The 18,447-nt window shown below is 39.2% G+C and carries 19 protein-coding genes and 1 pseudogene; 7 read left to right on the top strand and 13 right to left on the bottom strand.

Features of this window, described 5'->3' with window-relative positions; all coding sequences use genetic code 11:
• The first annotated feature begins 2 nt into the window (after nt 1-2).
• Nucleotides 3-470: a glycine zipper 2TM domain-containing protein gene (locus CIK86_RS05265; protein WP_086994301.1), complete on the top strand. Its 468-nt coding sequence runs from the start codon at nt 3-5 to the stop codon at nt 468-470.
• A 71-nt stretch (nt 471-541) separates the two neighbouring features.
• On the opposite strand, the gene CIK86_RS05260 is transcribed toward CIK86_RS05265, so the two are convergent.
• Complete coding sequence (locus CIK86_RS05260) at nt 542-1,759, bottom strand: pyridoxal phosphate-dependent aminotransferase (protein WP_011328004.1); 1,218 nt, start codon at nt 1,757-1,759, stop codon at nt 542-544.
• Between the two features lie 130 nt (nt 1,760-1,889).
• Nucleotides 1,890-2,234: pseudogene (locus CIK86_RS05255) on the bottom strand (Hpt domain-containing protein).
• A 137-nt stretch (nt 2,235-2,371) separates the two neighbouring features.
• Between CIK86_RS05255 and CIK86_RS05250 the strand changes: the two are divergent.
• Together CIK86_RS05250 and CIK86_RS05245 are read left to right on the top strand one after the other, a co-directional pair.
• A complete protein-coding gene (locus CIK86_RS05250; RefSeq protein ID WP_011328002.1) occupies nt 2,372-2,965 on the top strand; it encodes a tRNA-uridine aminocarboxypropyltransferase in 594 nt (197 codons plus the stop codon).
• 32 nt (nt 2,966-2,997) lie between these two features.
• On the top strand, nt 2,998-3,783 hold the full coding sequence (locus tag CIK86_RS05245; protein WP_086994341.1) for a CLCA_X family protein: 786 nt from the start codon (nt 2,998-3,000) through the stop codon (nt 3,781-3,783).
• A gap of 17 nt (nt 3,784-3,800) precedes the next feature.
• Here the strand turns inward: CIK86_RS05245 and dcd are convergent, their stop codons facing one another.
• Together dcd and apbC are read right to left on the bottom strand one after the other, a co-directional pair.
• Nucleotides 3,801-4,385, bottom strand: a complete 585-nt coding sequence (gene dcd, locus CIK86_RS05240) for a dCTP deaminase (protein ID WP_011328000.1) — start codon at nt 4,383-4,385, stop codon at nt 3,801-3,803.
• 6 nt (nt 4,386-4,391) lie between these two features.
• Nucleotides 4,392-5,468, bottom strand: coding sequence for an iron-sulfur cluster carrier protein ApbC (gene apbC, locus CIK86_RS05235; RefSeq protein ID WP_086994297.1), 1,077 nt, complete (start codon nt 5,466-5,468; stop codon nt 4,392-4,394).
• 176 nt (nt 5,469-5,644) lie between these two features.
• Here apbC and metG point away from each other — a divergent pair, with 176 nt between their 5' ends.
• Complete coding sequence (metG, locus tag CIK86_RS05230) at nt 5,645-7,666, top strand: methionine--tRNA ligase (RefSeq protein WP_086994338.1); 2,022 nt, start codon at nt 5,645-5,647, stop codon at nt 7,664-7,666.
• A gap of 78 nt (nt 7,667-7,744) precedes the next feature.
• On the opposite strand, the gene CIK86_RS05225 is transcribed toward metG, so the two are convergent.
• Nucleotides 7,745-8,533 carry a hypothetical protein gene (locus tag CIK86_RS05225; RefSeq protein ID WP_086994294.1) on the bottom strand — a complete coding sequence of 263 codons (789 nt, stop codon included), beginning with the start codon at nt 8,531-8,533 and terminating at the stop codon, nt 7,745-7,747.
• 27 nt (nt 8,534-8,560) lie between these two features.
• Complete coding sequence (locus CIK86_RS05220; protein ID WP_011327996.1) at nt 8,561-8,743, bottom strand: hypothetical protein; 183 nt, start codon at nt 8,741-8,743, stop codon at nt 8,561-8,563.
• Nucleotides 8,744-8,923: 180 nt separating this feature from the next.
• Here CIK86_RS05220 and CIK86_RS05215 point away from each other — a divergent pair, with 180 nt between their 5' ends.
• On the top strand, nt 8,924-9,460 hold the full coding sequence (locus CIK86_RS05215; protein ID WP_086994291.1) for a DUF3365 domain-containing protein: 537 nt from the start codon (nt 8,924-8,926) through the stop codon (nt 9,458-9,460).
• 87 nt (nt 9,461-9,547) lie between these two features.
• Here CIK86_RS05215 and CIK86_RS05210 read toward each other — a convergent pair whose 3' ends face one another.
• From CIK86_RS05210 to CIK86_RS05200, 3 genes are all read right to left on the bottom strand, one after another.
• Entirely contained in the window at nt 9,548-11,110 is a 1,563-nt protein-coding gene (locus tag CIK86_RS05210) for a phospholipase D family protein (protein WP_176359662.1), read from the bottom strand.
• A gap of 111 nt (nt 11,111-11,221) precedes the next feature.
• Nucleotides 11,222-11,746 carry a DUF2937 family protein gene (locus tag CIK86_RS05205; RefSeq protein WP_086994284.1) on the bottom strand — a complete coding sequence of 175 codons (525 nt, stop codon included), beginning with the start codon at nt 11,744-11,746 and terminating at the stop codon, nt 11,222-11,224.
• Between the two features lie 52 nt (nt 11,747-11,798).
• Nucleotides 11,799-12,215, bottom strand: coding sequence for a DCC1-like thiol-disulfide oxidoreductase family protein (locus tag CIK86_RS05200; protein ID WP_086994279.1), 417 nt, complete (start codon nt 12,213-12,215; stop codon nt 11,799-11,801).
• A gap of 327 nt (nt 12,216-12,542) precedes the next feature.
• On the opposite strand from CIK86_RS05200, the gene CIK86_RS05195 reads away from it, so the two are divergent.
• Both CIK86_RS05195 and CIK86_RS05190 read left to right on the top strand, forming a co-directional pair.
• Nucleotides 12,543-13,679, top strand: coding sequence for an ISAs1 family transposase (locus tag CIK86_RS05195; RefSeq protein WP_008466968.1), 1,137 nt, complete (start codon nt 12,543-12,545; stop codon nt 13,677-13,679).
• 184 nt (nt 13,680-13,863) lie between these two features.
• Nucleotides 13,864-14,475, top strand: a complete 612-nt coding sequence (locus CIK86_RS05190) for a PilZ domain-containing protein (protein WP_254910729.1) — start codon at nt 13,864-13,866, stop codon at nt 14,473-14,475.
• Nucleotides 14,476-14,551: 76 nt separating this feature from the next.
• Here the strand turns inward: CIK86_RS05190 and lepB are convergent, their stop codons facing one another.
• The 4 genes from lepB to aceK all read right to left on the bottom strand — a co-directional run bounded on the left by lepB (nt 14,552) and on the right by aceK (nt 18,433).
• Nucleotides 14,552-15,127, bottom strand: coding sequence for a signal peptidase I (gene lepB, locus CIK86_RS05185; RefSeq protein ID WP_086995578.1), 576 nt, complete (start codon nt 15,125-15,127; stop codon nt 14,552-14,554).
• A 141-nt stretch (nt 15,128-15,268) separates the two neighbouring features.
• Nucleotides 15,269-15,520, bottom strand: a complete 252-nt coding sequence (locus tag CIK86_RS05180) for a DUF2999 domain-containing protein (protein WP_058373242.1) — start codon at nt 15,518-15,520, stop codon at nt 15,269-15,271.
• An 82-nt stretch (nt 15,521-15,602) separates the two neighbouring features.
• Complete coding sequence (locus CIK86_RS05175) at nt 15,603-16,565, bottom strand: zinc-binding dehydrogenase (protein WP_086995580.1); 963 nt, start codon at nt 16,563-16,565, stop codon at nt 15,603-15,605.
• Nucleotides 16,566-16,654: 89 nt separating this feature from the next.
• A complete protein-coding gene (gene aceK, locus CIK86_RS05170) occupies nt 16,655-18,433 on the bottom strand; it encodes a bifunctional isocitrate dehydrogenase kinase/phosphatase (protein ID WP_086995583.1) in 1,779 nt (592 codons plus the stop codon).
• Between the last annotated feature and the right edge of the window lie 14 nt (nt 18,434-18,447).

Below are 18,447 nucleotides of genomic sequence, written 5' to 3'. Positions count from 1 at the left end.
TTATGAAAGCGATTACTGTATTAATGTGTACATTACTTACAATTAGCGCACCTGCATTGGCTAATTACGAGCGCAATAAAGCAGTAGCAGTACAACAAGTGCTATTTGGCGATGTGCAATCAGTGCGTAATATTACTGAGCAAGAGCTAGTACAAGATCAAAGCAATGGTTGGAAAACATTTGGCGGCGCTTTGCTTGGCGGCGTTGTTGGTAATCAGTTTGGCGGTGGCAGCGGGCGTACCGTTGCTACTATTTTGGGCTCAGTGATAGGCGGCAATGTAGCGCATAATCAACAGCAAAAAAGCCATTACCAACAAACTCGTTTAGTAGAGTTATTAATACAAGTTGAAAATGGCGATCAATTTATGGTGGTTCAAAATCAAGACCAATCAATGCGCTTTAGCAAAGGCGATAGTGTAAGGCTGGTGTATTTAAACGATAACAGCGTACGTGTTGATAAAGCCTATTAATAGCAATTATATTAACTTTAGCATAAGTAAAAACGAGCCTAAATTGGCTCGTTTTTTGTGTGTTTTAAAAGTTAGGCTTGTCGGTAATCTTTAAAAAAGCGCTGCATTTTAGTCATCGCATCCGTTAAATCATCTTTGTTGGGTAAAAACACCAATCTAAAATGATCAGGCTCAGGCCAGTTAAATGCACGCCCATGCACCAGTAATATTTTTTCAGCTTTGAGTAAATCAAACATCATTTGCTCATCGCTTTTAATATTAAAGCGCGCGGTATCTACTTTAGCAAAAGCATATAAGGCACCTTTTGGTTTTACGCAGCTAATACCCTCTATTGCATTGAGCCCGCGCCACGCTATATCACGCTGTACATACAAACGCCCGCCTGGATTAATTAGGTTGTCGATTGATTGTACTCCGCCCAATGCTTGTTGAATGGCATATTGAGCAGGTACGTTAGCGCACAAACGCATAGATGATAAAATTTCTAGGCCTTTGCGTAAGTCACTCATAACCGACGTACGCCCACTTAACACCATCCAGCCCATTCTTAGGCCAGCAGCACGGTACGTTTTTGCTAAACCGTTAAAGGTAATAATAGGCACATCGTCGCACAGTGCACCAATTGAGCTATGCGTAATGCCGTCGTATAAAATCTTTTCGTAAATTTCATCACTTAACAGTAGTAACTTGTGCTCACGCGCTATGTCAATTAACTGCTGCAGTAAATCATCGCTATACACAGCCCCTGTCGGGTTATTTGGATTGATCAATACTAATGCTTTGGTTTTAGAGGTGATTTTACTTTTTATATCAGCAATATCCGGAAACCAATCTTGCTCTTCATCACATAAATAATGCACCGGATTGCCACCAGAGAGCTTTACTGCAGCGGTCCACAGAGGGTAATCGGGAGCGGGGATCAGCACTTCATCGTCATTATTTAACAATGCCTGCGTAACCATTTGAATCAGTTCGCTAACGCCATTGCCAATATAAATGTTATCTACATCTAAATTATATAAACCGCGTTGTTGATAATGCTGATAAATAGCCACCCGCGCCGAATAAAGCCCTTTAGAATCACAATAACCTTGGGCTGAATATAAATTGCGAATAATATCGCGGTGCATATCTTCTGGCATATCAAAGCCAAACGCAGCCGGATTACCAATGTTTAGCTTTAAAACTTTTTGGCCTTCGTCTTCCATTTTTTTAGCTTGGACTAAAACAGGGCCGCGAATGTCATAACAGACACCGTCTAATTTATGACTCATTTTAATTTCTGACATTACTACCTCTAAAGGGCACGAATAACCCTTAGAATAACTTAGTAAAGACGTAAAACACTAGTCAATTTAGTAACTTAATACTGAAATAAATTCATGTTTAATGCCTAAACCTACGCCTTTACTTATCTGCTTAACGTGATGCCAACCAGTTATTTAATAGCGTTTGAGATTGCGCCACTTGCGTCATTAACTGCGCTGATGCAGCAGTGGCTTGAGCTAAGTTATCGTTATTTAAACTTTGTTCAATTTCACCCGCTACCGCGGCCAAGCTATCGGCACCAAATTGAGCCGCATTCGACTTTAAACTATGAGCGTGGCGCACCGACGCTTCTTTGTCTTGTCATATTGTGGCCAACACTTCTGAGCCTAAGCGCTCAAATTCCACACAACAAAAGTCGAGAGTAGCTGCAAATTGCTCACCTAATAACGATTCCATACTCTCTAATGCTGCTTCGTTAATACTTGCTTCTGTCATATTTTAACCCTTAAAAACAATCTATACTTAATTAACCTTAATCTATAACACTCTATAACTAAGCGTAAAAAAATCCAACTTAATTACCTTATAAATGTATAATTACTCATAATGTACCTTCACCAAAAGTAGTTTAAATGGCTCGCCCACTGTGTAATTTTTGTTTGTTCGCACTTAATACTTGTATTTGCAGTGCTGTAACCTCTATTAACAATAAAGTAAAAGTAATTATTTTACAGCACCCTAGTGAAGAAAAAGTAACAAAAAACACGGCTAAACTATTAAATTTATGCCTAGCTGATTGCCAAATAATCAAAGGCGAAAGTAATAACGACTTTGCGCAGCTTCGTGCCCTACCTGCCAGCTCAACCGTTTTACTTTACCCTAATGAGCAGGCTATAAATTTAGATAATAACGACGCGCTAAACACACTACTGCCTATTACGCACTTAATTGTTATTGATGGTACATGGAAAAAAGCCTATAAAATTTTACAGCTAAGCTCGCTACTGCAACGGTTTCAAACTGTAAGCTTTGCTAATTTACCTAAAAATCGTTACACAATACGTAAAGCTCCCCGCGCAGATAGCTTGTCAACGCTTGAGGCCGTTGCACATAGCTTACAGCTTATTGAACAGTTAAACCCTGCCCCACTTTATAATTTACTTGATGAATTAATACAAAAACAAACCCATCACATGCCTGCTCACGTAAAAGCACGTTACTTATAATTTATGATTAGTTTTTATAAATGATATTAGCGATGCGTAACTATCAAAATAGATTAAAACGCGGCTTTAGCCGTCAAGGTCCCGATTATCGTTTTGACGATCAAGTTGATTTTAGCGATATAAGAGACACTTTCGGTTTTAGATCTATGGTGGTAGGTAAATGGGTAAACAAAGAAGAGCGCTACATTAGTGCAAATTTAATTTATGATGCGCTTGCCGACTTAGCACAAATACTGCACTTACCACCTAAAGCAATTGGCCTGCGCAGTAAACTCAATTTTGCGTTTGGTGCTGGCGGACAAAAGCATGTACAAGCGCATTATAATGCAGCTAGCCAAACGCTTGCACTTGCAAAAAATGCCGGCGGTGGTGCGCTCGCCCATGAATGGTTTCATGCTTTTGATCATCATATAAGTGAGCATTTATTTGCAGCAAAACCACGCTTTGGTTTTGCGTCTAAACTGTGGTTATCAAACACGCCTAATTTATCGCATCCGCTCAATAATACGCTTAATGACTTTTACAAAAACGTGTTTTTAGATGCACAGGGCATTACTGCAAACCGATTTGTACAAACGTGCATTGAATACGATAAAGCAAAAAATATGAATTACATGAGTATGCCCGAGGAGCTAGCAGCGCGTTGCTTTGAAGCCTGTATAGCCAGCCACCCGCATATAAAGAATAGCTTTTTAGTCAGTGGGCTAAAAAGTAGTGATTTAATATACCCAGATGATGAGCACATTAACGCTGCAAATAAAGCGCTTAACCAATATTTTGAATTACTGGGTTATGCGCTTCATAAGTTAGATGAGTAAAGTGCTTTATTTAATCATTACCTGTCATCGCTAATACGACTTGCTACGGCACTGTTTTGATCTTTGTACTTAGCATCTTTACGCGTATTGTAAGGATTAGCACAAGGGCCTGTAAGTGTTTCAAAACTCATAGCACCAATTTTCATCATAGGTCTTAGTGCTAAAGGGAGTTTACCTGAGTTATAAAACTCTAAAACAATATTACCACTCCAACCGGGATCAATTCGATGCGCGGTTACATGCACCATTAAACCTAATCGTGCCAGCGATGAACGTCCATCTAGCCAGCCTACAATGTCTGCTGGCAGTGTTACTTTTTCATAGGTAATAGCCAGTGCAAGCTCGCCTGGGTGTAAAAAAAATGCTTCGCCTTCATCTAGCACAATTTCGTCGCTCATGATTGACTCCATGGCTTTATTGAGCTGATCTTTAGGGCCACTTAAATCTACATATGCTGCTGTATGTGCATGAAAAGTTCTAAATTTATTACCTAAGCGTAAGTCGGCAGTAACACCCGAAATCATCTCATCTGTAGGTGCAGGCTCAATAACAATACGGCCATCGTTTAGGTATTCTTTAATATGTGTATCTGAAAGTCTCATGGTGTATTAATCATCCGTAATCACAATCTCTACCGAGTTGTGATGCTGTTGATAGTAAAGCGTGCTGGCTATAAGCCGCGCTGCTGCGCTGTAAGTTTTGCTTATTGCTGCAGTGTTATCGCAAGCAATAAGTTTGCCCTGCTCAGAGTATTCTCGAATATCTATTGCAAGCGGAATATGTGATAGCACAGGAACGCCGTGCTTGTGTGCTAGTTTTTGTGCGCCATCTTTACCAAATACGTGGTTTGCCTCGCCGCAGTGGCTGCAAATGTAATGGCTCATATTTTCAATTAAGCCCAGCACTGGCACGTTTACTTTATTAAACATGGCGATGCCTTTTTGCGCATCGGCTAAGGCTAAATCTTGGGGTGTGGTAACAATTACTGTGCCACTTGCCGGTACTTTTTGGCTCATAGTAAGTTGAATGTCACCCGTACCTGGTGGCATATCAACAATAAGGTAGTCAAGCTCGCCCCAATCAGTTTCATTTAGTAGCTGGCTAAGCGCCCCCGATGCCATAGGCCCGCGCCATACAGTGGCGTCATCGCTTGGTACTAAAAAGCCGATTGATTGTGCTTTAATACCGTTTGCATCAAAAGGCTGTAACTTTTTGTTATCTTTAGTGATGGGCTCTGCGCCTACCAAGCCTAAAAGCATAGGGATTGACGGGCCATAAATGTCGGCATCTAAAATACCAACTTTTGCGCCTTCGCTGTGCAGCGCGCCTGCTAAATTAACAGCAGTAGTCGATTTACCCACCCCGCCTTTACCTGAAGCAATAAGCACAATATGTTTAATTGTTTTAAATTTTGCAGGCTCTTTAAGCTCTACCGTGGCCGATACAGTTACTGCCACCTTGAGGGCGTTAGTAACATGCTCTGCCACCATTGGCATTTCTGACTGTGCAGCAAATGGCAAAATTAAAGTAATAGTGAGCGATTTATCGTCGTTTTGGGTGATATTCTTAATGAAGCTTTCATCAATACCCACAGCAAAAGCGGCACTACGATACGCGGCTAAAGCAGCAAAGATCGGTTGTTTTTGCACCGATTTAGAAGAGAATAGTTTCGACAGTCCAAACATAGTAATTAAATAACGTTTCTTTGATGAAAAGTGCCTCGGAATTATGTAACATTCAGGGCATTAACACCAGTCAATTAATACAAATCCACAAGCTGTTGCGTTGTTAGCGCTTAGCTTGTAAATAAATTAATGATTTTCATCCGTTCCTTAATAGGAACCGTCAATTCGGAATGATTATGGCACAGCGAAAGATCCTGATTACCAGCGCATTACCTTATGCAAATGGCCCTACTCACTTAGGTCATTTATTGGAATATATTCAAACTGATATTTGGTCACGTTTTCAAAAACTACAAGGCCACGAAGCCTATTATGTTTGCGCCGACGATGCCCATGGCACGCCTATTATGCTTAACGCGCAAAAGCAAGGGATCACGCCTGAAGAAGCGGTAGAAAAAGTAAGTATTGAGCGTCAAAGCGACTTTGCCGACTTTAATATTAAGTTTGATAATTATCACAGTACCCACAGCCAAGAAAACAAAGAGCTGAGTGAGCTTATTTATAATCGCCTAAACGATGCAGGGCATATTAAAAGGCACACTATTTCGCAGTTATTCGACCCAGAAAAAGGCATATTTTTACCCGATCGCTTTGTAACCGGTACGTGCCCAACCTGTAAGTCTGAAAATCAAAATGGCGACAACTGCGACTCATGTGGTGCAACATATAGTCCTACAGATTTAATTAACCCGCGCTCGGTTATGTCTGGTGCTGAGCCTATTTTAAAAGACTCTGAGCATTACTTTTTTGATCTGCCAGCATTTGAAGGCATGTTAAAAGAGTGGTTACACTCGGGTACTATTCAGCAAGAAATGGCTAACAAGCTTGATGAATGGTTTACTGATGGCCTGCAACAGTGGGATATTAGCCGTGATGCGCCTTACTTTGGTTTTGAAATACCAAACGCACCAGGTAAATACTTCTACGTTTGGTTAGATGCGCCTATTGGTTATATGGCCAGCTTCAAAAACCTGTGTGATAAAAAAGGTATCGACTTTGATGCTTTTTGGGCTGCAGATTCAGACGCTGAGCTTTACCACTTTATTGGTAAAGACATTATTTATTTTCATAGTTTATTTTGGCCAGCAATGTTAGAAGGCGCTAACTTTAGAAAGCCAACTAACGTATTTGCCCACGGTTTTGTTACCGTAAATGGCGAAAAAATGTCTAAATCGAAAGGCACGTTTATTAAAGCGCGTACTTATTTAGATAATTTAAACCCAGAATATTTACGTTACTATTACGCGGCAAAATTAAGCGGCGGCATTGTTGATCTTGATTTAAACCTAGAAGACTTTGCGCAACGCGTAAACTCAGACCTAGTTGGTAAAGTAGTAAATATAGCAAGCCGTTGTGCGGGCTTTATTACTAAAAAGTTTGATGGCAAGCTAAGCGCAACCGTTATGCAACCCCAGTTGCTTAAAGAATTTCAAGCAGCTGCACCAAGCATTACAGCCCATTACGAAAACCGTGAGTTTAGCCGTGCAATTCGTGAAATAATGGCGCTTGCCGACAAAGCAAACCAATTTATAGATGCCGCAGCACCTTGGGTACTCATTAAAGACGAAACTAAACAACAAGAAGCGCACGAAGTTTGCTCATTAGGGCTTAACTTATTCCGCGTGCTAATTACCTACTTAAAGCCTGTACTGCCTGAAATGGCCGATAACGTAGAAGCATTCTTAAATGACGACCTTGCATGGGACGGCGTGCAAAATGCATTAGTAAGCCACCCAATCAATAAATTTAAACCGTTAATGCAACGTGTAGAAATGGACAAAGTAAATAAAATGGTTGAGGAGTCAAAAGAAAGCTTAGAATCAAAAGTGACTATTGACCCTAATAGCCCACTGGCTAAAGAGCCAATTTGTGATGAAATTGAATTTGACGACTTTGCAAAAGTAGACTTACGCGTAGCAAAAATTGCTAAAGCTGAGCACGTAGAAGGCGCCGATAAACTACTTAAGCTAACACTTGATTTAGGCGGCGAAACGCGCCAAGTGTTTGCGGGTATCAAATCGGCTTACGCTCCAGAGGATATTGAAGGTAAGCTTACTGTTATGGTTGCTAACCTTAAACCACGAAAAATGCGTTTTGGTATGTCAGAAGGCATGGTATTAGCTGCAGGGCCTGGCGGTAAAGAGATTTACATTCTTAACCCAGACGACGGCTCAGAGCCTGGCATGCGTGTAATGTAAGCTTTGCTTATAAATTTATATTTGCGTTAATATTTTTGTTAATGTAAAAAGCCGCTGAATTTATTAGCGGCTTTTTTATTAACCCAGCTTGTAGGTTATATTTATTTTAGCTAAATGAATTACTAAGCATTGCGAGCTAATATAAATTATCCAATTTATATACCTAATTTGTGGAAAGTACCCTTCACCGCTGTTCCCATAAATCCAATATAAACCAATTAATGCATCGGCAATTGCCGCTAATACTAACCCTAAACTAACCAGCCATACTCCCAAAGGTGCGTTTAACCCGCAATATGTATTAAGCAACACTAAACTCATTAATCCCACACTGGTTATAACAAAACTATGAAGCCCGGTTAATAGCAGTACATAATAACCTGCCTCTGGAATATGCATAAAATAAAAACAAAGCAGCGATATTAATAGCGTGCCCCCTAAATAAGCAGCCACATAATATAATGGATACATAACTAAACTACGGCTCGCCAACAACACAGCAATAAAGAGTAAGCTGTATCCGGGTACAAAAAACCATACAGAGTCAGCTAAATAGTCGTGCTTAATTACCTCGTTATAACGGTAATATTGATTATTTAAATTAAAATTTACCACGTCTCCACAAATGCATAGCACTAAGGAGGCTATGCATAATAAGGAAATATAACGTTGTTGTTTGTTTTTAGTGTGTTTATATACCCAGCAGGTAATACTGGCGCTATTAAATAACAAAATAATTAAGGTTATTATTTCAATAGCTAAAAGCACTTTACTCTGTGGTGAAGGCCATAAACCATATATACCTGCAGCTCCCACAAAAAGAGCCGCTAACCAAGCTAAAAACGAAAGCGTAATGTGTTTATTCATAAAACAAATCCAGTAAGCTGTTTTACGTTATTGTTTATTTTTGTCAGGGGTAGATTCTGCTTTCATAGTTTGCATCTCTTTTTCTGCTTTTAGCTTACATACGGCCAACTGCTCTAAACGCATGCTTTTAATTGCTTCTAGCGGATCATCAAGCGGTTTACTTTGCTGCGATAATGCATATTTAGCACTGTCATCATTTTTAGTTGTCATTATTAGCTACCTTTTATGTAATTTATATTTTGGGTTTATCATCATTTAGCTAAGCTCTTTGCAGCTATAATTTATACAGTACTTAAATTAACCAGATATCCGGATAATTAGCGATAGAAAAACTTGAATAAATTATTGCTCAGCTGTACATTAGAATCCTCTAATGTACAAAGGTGTATTATGCGCTCTATTTTATTATTTACCAGCTTGGTTGTTTCATCAAGCGTATTAGCTAATAGCGACGATGCATACTTTGCTCGCAGCACTGTTAAAGCATTTTCAACTGATTTAAAAAATGTTTTAGTAAGTACCATGAAAGCGAGCGGGCCTGTTGCAGCAATTGAAGTATGCAATATCAGTGCGCCGGCTATTGCACTACAACACAGTGCGAATGAGTGGGAAATTAGTCGTACATCATTAAAAGTGCGCAATCCTAATAACCAAGCTAACGAGTGGTTAAATTCAATACTGCTCGATTTTGAGCAGCGTAAAGAAAATAGCGAACCTATAGCTAATATTGAACATCAAGAACAAAAAGCCGATGCTTGGTATTTAGTCAAAGCAATTCCTACTGGGCAGGCTTGCTTAGCCTGCCATGGTAGTGAATTAAAGCCTGAAGTAAAAAACAAATTAACTGAGCTTTATCCAAGCGATAAAGCGACTGGTTTTAATTTGGGCGATATACGAGGCGCTTTTGTTGTAAAAAAGCACCCTTAAATACTATTATTATTCAAACTGTTAAACCTCTTACCTTGAGTGCTGATTAAGTATTAATATTGGGGTTACCGCCTTATTTAACACATATTAAAGTAAGTGTTCTACAGGCAGGTAGCCAAATAACCAAGCCTGAAAACGTACCCAGGTGCTGGCCTCTGGCTCAGAGTTTTTACTTACCACTTTAGTGGGTGTAATTGATTCATCTAACCACAGTAAGTCGTGATTAAAACCCCACCAATTCTCAGTTTTAGCGACATCTAATCGCCATGCATGGCGAGGTAACTCTTCTAAAAATATATCTGCTGCTGTGCTTGCCATTTTGTCACTGTAAATTACAACACCTATTTCGGTATTTAAATTAATTGAACGTGGATCTAAGTTCATTGAGCCAACAAAAAGCGTATTACGATCAAAAATCATTGTTTTAGCATGTAAGCTCGCTTTTGATGAACCAGCTAAATCGGTGATTTTTTTATGTTTTGCTTTATCTTTAGATTTAATTTTAGGCTTAGACTTAGACTTAGGTTTTACTGTAGCGCGTAACTCCCATAATTTAACGCCCGCCTCTATAAGTGACTCACGATAGTTTGCATAGCCGGCGTGCACAACGGGTACGTCGTTGGCCGAGAGCGAATTGGTTAAAATGGTCACATTAGCACCGGTATTAATCCAACGTTTTAAGCTTGCAACGCCTGCATCACCGGGAATAAAATAAGGTGAAACAATTAATGCTTCACTATGTGCATCATTAAGTAAATTACTTAATGCTGGGGCCATATAACCAGTATTATCATCACTCACATTCATTATTTTATCAGGATGATCGTATACTAATTCAGAGTTTGCCCAGTAAAGTGCTAGCTGTCCGCGTAGCAAATTATCAATAATATCCAGTGACTCTAAACGCCGTAGATAGGCTTTACTTTGCTCACTAGTAGATATTTTAGCGAGTTGTTTTCGTACTTGTTCTAGTTTAGCTGCACTCGATGCAGGCGCTATATATTTAATCGCTACCGAGAGTGAATGATTCCAATATAAATCAAATGCAGTGGCCACACGCGGGGCAAATTCCCCCACGCCAAGTACATCTAAATCAGAAAAGTTAGTGTAAATATTGGCAGAAAAATAAGTATCTCCAATATTACGGCCACCAATAATAGCCGCCTGATTATCAACAATAAACGACTTGTTATGCATGCGCCTATTGATCTGTTTAAAATTAGTTAAAAAATCAACATAAGGTAAAGTGCGATTTGAAAACGGATTAAATAACCGTACTGACACATTAGGGTGTTGCACCAAGGCACTAAATAAAGCGTCTTGGCTTTCGTGGCCAAAGTCATCTAGTAACATGCGTACCCGCACGCCTCTATCGGCTGCACGAAGTAAGTAATGAGTGAATATTTTGGCCGTAGTATCGTTATGAAATAAGTAATACTGCACATCAATAGACATTTCGGCTTTTTCTATTAATAACAGCCTAGTTGCAAATGCATCAAGGCCATCACCAAGTAGATAGAACCCTGAGCTCGCAGGGTGTTTACTCGCCTCTAATGCTATGCCTTTAGCTAAGCTAGTATTTTGCGTTTTGCTAAATGCATAGCTAGGTTCGGCTTGAACCTTAGGATAACTAGCGCAGCCAAAAAGCATGCTTATAACCATAAATAAACAAAGGGAAATTGCCGATAAATATCGCATAAATGCTATCAGTTCTCATAATATGTGAGCCTAGTTATATAGGTGATTTAAATGATTATACTATTATTGGGCTGGTTTCTCGATAGTGTTAACTTTACTTGCCCTTTTTTTAACTGAGTAAATTGTAAAAGGTAGCATAATTAATTGATTTAATAAAAAGCCAAATACTAGCCCAAACGCAATACCGGTAAAAGTAATCGGTATGCCTAATTTAAAGTTATCAATAGTATTTTTTAATATACCGAAACGGGTGGGGGTAAACATATAAATTAGTTTTTCAAAAAAGTTACCCTGTTTAAATATAGTCATTCCACCTTCTAAATCTGCAAATAAATCAAGGGTTAACAGTTTTTGTTGTGCATCAGTTTTAACACTTGGCTCGCTATTGCGTAAGTGTCTATCAATCATTGCTTTAACACTGGGAAATGCATGCATTTGGGCGGTGGCTTTATAACCATCAACTTGCCATTTTGTTGCCTGATACAAGCCCGCTAAATGTTGCTGATAATGATCCGTAAGTTGCGGTACTTGCAACGCTATAATTAACGCAACAGCAAAGGTTAGCTTATCAAATATTCTTACTATCATGATTAATTCCCCTTAGCATTTGCGTATTAAAGTTAAAAGTCTATTTATAAATTTAATCTAAAAAGCGATCACTTATGTCCGCTGCTGGCAACCAACAAGCATTTGTACGCCCAAACCACTTATAACGTCTAGCACCAATAAAATCATAACCCCAATCTCGTAATGGCCGAGGTATTATGAGTAACACTTGCAACAACGGCCATAAACCCGATAACTGCCCTGCAGTACGAAGTGCCGCTGTTGACTTAAACCAAATGCCACTATCGTCAATAAGCACCACAGAACCCAGCTTACTTGTAGCTTCACTTCCCTGCTGCTTGAGTAAGTTTTTTGCTACAGTTGACTGCAATGACGCAAAGCGAAATTTTTTATATGGATCATGCTCAATCACAAAGCGTACCGAGCCTGTGCATAAATTGCATACACCATCGAACAGTAATATAGGGGGTTGCTTAGCAACTAAGGTCATATCTGCTCCTGCGCTTTGAAGGGACGCACTAAACGGAAAATACAGCCTACGTAGCGGCTATTAATTTAGATTAGTTAAGCCACTGTATTAGTTAAGCCACTGTATTAGTTAAGCCACTGTATGTGTTAAGCCACTGTATGTGTTCTTTTTTATTGCCAAAAGAATAACTGTCTAATGTCTGTAGCAGAGTATAATATCAACTCCGCTCACTATAACGAACATAAAGTATTAATTAACTCCTCCCTACACGGCAAGATCATTATAAATTGAACTTATAGAGCAAGTAGTGATCAGATCAAGGCATAATAATTACTTGGTCGCATAAATATGAGCACTACTTTTCTGAAACATTTTAATTCAATTACAGATCCTCGCATTGAACGTTGTAAAAAGCATGAACTTATCGATATTCTTCTCCTTGCTATTAGCGCTGTGCTCTCTGGTGCAGAAGGATGGGAAGATATTGAAGACTTTGGGCACCTAAAACTTGATTGGTTAAAAAAATACGGCACGTTCAACGCAGGAATTCCAAAACATGACACGATTGCGCGCGTCATGTGTCGGTTAAAAGCAAATGAAATAGAAAGGGCATTTCAATCTTGGATATCATCACTGATTGAAACCACAGGTGCAGATATCATCGCTATCGATGGCAAAACCGCACGGCGTTCATTTACCACAAAAGACAGAAAAAGTGCCTTACACACGGTCAGTGCATGGAGTTGCCAACACCAGTTAGTGCTTGGGCAGACGGCTGTTGATAATAAAACAAATGAAATCACCGCAATACCAGAATTACTCACCCTGCTCGATATTGAAAACAGTATCATTACGTTAGATGCGATGGGATGCCAACAAGAAATAGCAAAACAAATCATCCAACAAAAAGCAGATTATATTCTTGCACTTAAAGGTAATCATTCAGGCATGCAAAAGGAACTAGAAGCGTGGTGGCACAAGTGCGAGCGTGAAAGGTTAACTAAGCATAATTGTGATGAACATACCGAAATAAGCTCAGGACATGGGCGTGTTGAAACACGTACATGCCAGCAGTTACTTATAGATAAAAGCTGGTTAGGCAAGGATTATCGTTGGCCTGGCTTAACGAGTATTATTAAGGTCAGGGCTGAAGTTCATGATAAGTCGGCAGGGTCGGATACCACTGAAACACGCTGGTATATAAGTTCATTAGACTTAAATGCAGCGCAAGCACTCAATGCGGTACGCAGTCACTGGCAGGTTGAAAGCATGCATTGGATGCTTGATATGAACTTCAGAGAAGATGAATCGAGAATACGCAAACTTCAAGGGCCATTAATGTTTAATGTAATGCGAAAGATAGCCATGGCGCTTTTTAAACAAGATGCATCTAAGTCAGCAAGTATGGCGAGGAAAAAGAAAATGGCAGGGCTAGACGATGATTACCGCTCAACCCTGTTAGAGTCTGGGATTAAAATGCGCTAGCCGTGCTCCTCCCTAAATATCTCCTTTAATACTAGTGATTTTCACGCTATATTAAAAGATAATTAATGGTCTGTTAATATTGAGAAAATATTTGTGGAAACCAATAAAAATAATACTACGGTTGAAGATAAACCAATTGAAGATCAAAAGAAATTTTTCCTCGATTTACTTCCAGGAAAACTGATTGATATACAATTTAATAACCCTATTCAGGTTCGCTTTAATCGGTTACGACACCGGTAAATATTTAATATTAAAATACCCTGCTCAAGCAGGTAGGAACGATTATAGTGACATTTTAGTTGAAGGGAACGGTGCTATAGTACGTTACATTATTGAAGATGAACGTGGTGAATGTGTGGCTTTTTCAACTAGCATATTAGCCATTTCTTTTCGTCCCGAACGGTTGATTTACTTAGCATATCCTAAAAAGATAGAAAGTCGTCAGCTACGTGAAACTAGCAGATTACCCACCCATATCCCAGCTAAAGTTAGCTTACATAAAGGTGAACTAGACGCCGACAATAAAAGTTTATTACAGGGTTTGATTATTGATATTTCACCCAGTGGCTGTCGCTTCGCTATTCATGTAAGTTCTGGATTTGTTGCACTGAGAAAACGCCAAGTTTTTGTGCACATACTTTCACCGTTAGATAATAAACCTGTGATTATTAGCTCTTACATAAGAAACAACCAAATGAGAGGTGAGCGTCTAAGTGTGGGTATTGAATTTGATATATCCGAGCAAGAAAAGCTTACAAAACTGCTTGAAGCTTACTCGATTGACATTGACTAATACTTAATTTAAGAACTTGCAAAAATAGCTATGGCTAACAACTAAATCGTAGTTAGCCATCAAGTTACTCAGCATGTTATTCCAAACGCTTCAAAAATCGCTCACATCTTGGTAAATAATAGTTATCGTAATCAAGCGATACTATTACTCGCTCTGCTTTACCTAACATTTCGCTACGCGGGATCAAGCCTATTACGCGAGAATCGGCACTGTTATCGCGGTTATCACCCATGGCTAAATAGTAATTATTCGGGATTGTGATTTTATCAAGTGAACCTAAATTACTGTGCAAACGAGCATAGTTAAGCTTTTTACCATTAATAATAAGCTCGTTATCCTCAAGCGACACAGTATCGCCAGGTACGCCTATTACCCGCTTTATTAAGCGGTTGTCAGCTTTTTTTGAATCAAATACTATGATATCACCTGCTTGTGGGTCGCCTAACTTCATTAGTGGTATATGCGTAAAGGGTAAGCGTAAGTCGTAAGCCATTTTATTTGTTAAAACTCTGTCGCCTACTTCAATGGTGGGCCGCATAGAGCCTGTAGGTACTTCGTACCAATCGGCAACTGCACTTCTAAATACGCTCATTAACGCTATAAATATGATTAATGAACGGTTATTTTTCCAAAATTTAATCAGTGTTTTCATACAATATTCCCACCATTTTATCGACTAAAACTAAGACGCTAAAAATCAATAGCAGTTCAATTGCTAATGTAACAAAACATGTTTAAGGTGAGCTAAAGTACCAAGGTATAAGGTTATACCTTGGTTAAAAGTGCGGAGGGATTACTGATTTAACTTATCTTTTGCGGCTTGTACTTTCGAAAAGTCTAAACCTAACTCGTCTGTCGCTTCTTTAATTAAGTGCGGTTGAGTCATCACTACTGCCATTAGTTGCTGTAGTTTTTCAGGTGGTATACCAAGTTGTTGCACCATGGCCATTGCCATCATTGGGTTTTGCGTTAATGCTTCAAATAGCTCGGCTATTTGCTCGTCGCTAACATTATGCTCTTTTAAAGTGGCGATAATTGGATTCATTATTAACCTTATTATGTGTGTTATAACTAAATTATATTGACTACCAGAGATATAAACAATGCCTATACATTACACTACTGGTTTATTCTACACTTAACACTACTTTACCGGCGTTTTCATTGCGCTCTAAAATAGCATGAGCCTCGCTTGCTTGGCTCCAAGGTAGCACTTTATATAAATTAAAATCGTAGCTTTTACTTGCAATATCGCTATAAAAACGCGCTACAAAATCATCTCTTAATGCGCGTTTAAACTCTATACTACGGTTTCTAAGTGTTGATGCATGAAACGAGATACGTTTTTGCAGTAAACGGGCAAAATCAACTTCAGCAAAACGACCATCTAAAAATGCCAGCATTACAATTTGGCAATCCATAGCCGCAACAGCCGCATTTTTGTTTAAATAACTACCCGAAACAGGATCTACAATTGTGTTAGCCGTTAGGTTATTAGCCTTCATATATTCTACAAAATCAGTGGTTTTATAGTTTATAGCATGATCGGCGCCCAGTGCTTTGGCATGTGCACATTTTTCATCTGAACCTGCGGTTATAACCACAGTTGCCCCTGCGCTTTTAGCCATTTGAATTGCAGCACCACCCACACCGCTTGCACCTGCATGAATTAACGCCGTTTGCCCAGCTTGTAATTTACCTAATTCAAACAAAGCACCAAATGCTGTTAAATATACTTCACTTATTGCAGCGCCCTCTCTCATAGACACGTCATCTGGTAACTCCATTAGCTGTTTGGCATCAACCGCAACATATTCACTGTAAGCACCACCAGCACATAAAGCAAAAACGCGTTTATTAAGCCAAATTTTATCAACTTTACCACCAATATCGCAAACGATGCCTGCGCACTCTAATCCTAATATTTGGCTGTCATCTTTTGGCGCCGGATACTTACCTTGGCGTTGCATACAATCGGCGCGATTTACACCAATGGCGGCTACTTTTACCAGTACTTCATGGCTCTTTAAAACCGGTTTATTGGTTTCACTAAATGCAAGTATGCCATCTTCATGAGAAATGTATTTCATTGCCACTCCTAAGCTTTATATAACTAAACGCTATTACTAAACGTTGCATAACTAAATTAATGTAATTTATATATGGGGATCAAAACACCTTATTTAAAGCGCCAACTTTGTTTATATGGATACACGTCGGGTAAATAGCCTTGTTGTACCTGTTGTTGGCACGTTTGCCAAAACTGGGCGTTAAATAAATCGCTGTGATGACTATTAAAAGCATTAAATGCCAATTCATTAGCACTAAAAAACACTTTAAATTGACTCGGAAAAATATCATTTGGCTCTATATCAAAATACGAGTCTGAACTTAGCTCTTCTAGCGCATTTTGCGTTTGCGGCACTTCTCTAAAGTTGCAATCGGTAAGTGGGCAAATTTCGTCATAATCATAAAATACTACCCGCCCCCAGCGCGTAACACCAAAGTTTTTCATCAGCATATCCCCAGGGAAAATATTAGCACCGGCTAAGTCTTTAATTGCTCTGCCGTAATCTAGCATCACTTGTGCAAGTGCTTTGCTGTCGCAATCATTTATATATAAATTAAGCGGGGTCATTTTTCGCTCAACATAAACATGTTTTAAAATAAGCGCCTTGCCCGAAATAATTAAACTGGACCCAATGTGCTCTTTCATTTGTTGCAGCAACTGCTCGCTAAAGCGGCTCAAATCAAACGCTAAATACCTAAACTCATGCGTATCTACCAGTCGCCCTACTCTATCGGCTTGTTTTACAAAGTTGTATTTTTCTTTTACTTGCGCTTTAGTGGCGGTTTTTGGTGCGCTAAATTTATCTTTAATTACTTTATAAACATGGTCTGAGCCAGCAATAGTAAACACTAGCATTACCATACCCGGTGTACCTGGCGCAGCCACATACTTAAAGCTCGCGGGGCTATTTTTAGTGGTATCTACTTTATAACGATAAAACTCTGTTTTGGCATGTTTTATAAAGCCAATCGCATTAAATAGCTCAAAGCGCTGTTTATGCGGCATAAGTACACTTAAGTAATCTACATAACGCGCTGGTTGGTCGGTATCGACCATAAAATACGTGCGCGCAAATCCAAATAGTAAACTTAGTTGGTCGGCGCCCATCATTACCGCATCAATTTTAAGCCCCTTGGGGGTATTTAAAATGGCAATAGCAAAGGGCATATTATCGCCATTTTTAGCAATGCATCGGCCTATTAAGTAACAGGCTTTGTTTCTATAAAAATGTGAATATGCATATTCTATATAGCCGTCGTTTAAGTTTATTAACTCATAAACTTGTCGACATTGTTGCTTAGCACCTTGCGTTAAAGTAGCCTGCAGGGTGGCAACATCTTGGTTTAAATTACTAAATGGCACTCTAAAAACCTGATTAGTGATCAGCGTTTTTATTGCGCTATTAAAGCCATGCTGCAATGAAATACGTTTAACTAAGCTGTCGTATGGTCGAGGTTGAGTACGATATTTAGCTTTTAATACAAATAAATGCACAGTACGTATTTTTTTATCGTCCCAAATAGCACCAAAGGTAGAATTAAAAAAAGTATGCGCTATTGGCTCGTTTTCATGATTTTTTACCATGTTGCCATAAATATTTTTAGCTAATTGCCAGGTCTGTGGACAGCTTAACTCCGCGTAGGCAATAACCTTTACCGCTTCACTTACACTTTTAACTTGGCGCTCATACACTTGTAAGCGCTCGCGCATAGCACTTTGTACCTCGTGATATTGTCGCTGTTCAAAGCGGCTTTGTGTGCCTAAGGTTATATTTAAAAAGGTGGCAAACATAGCTTCAAACCCAGCAAAAACGGCGCGCGCTAACTTAGTCGCAATCACATCTTGCACTGTACTATTTTGCAGTTTATTCGTTATTGTATCTGGCATATTTACTAGGCTTA

This window comes from Pseudoalteromonas sp. JB197, assembly GCF_002332205.1.
Lineage (GTDB): Bacteria > Pseudomonadota > Gammaproteobacteria > Enterobacterales > Alteromonadaceae > Pseudoalteromonas > Pseudoalteromonas nigrifaciens.
This window is presented reverse-complemented; position numbering and strand designations above follow the sequence as displayed.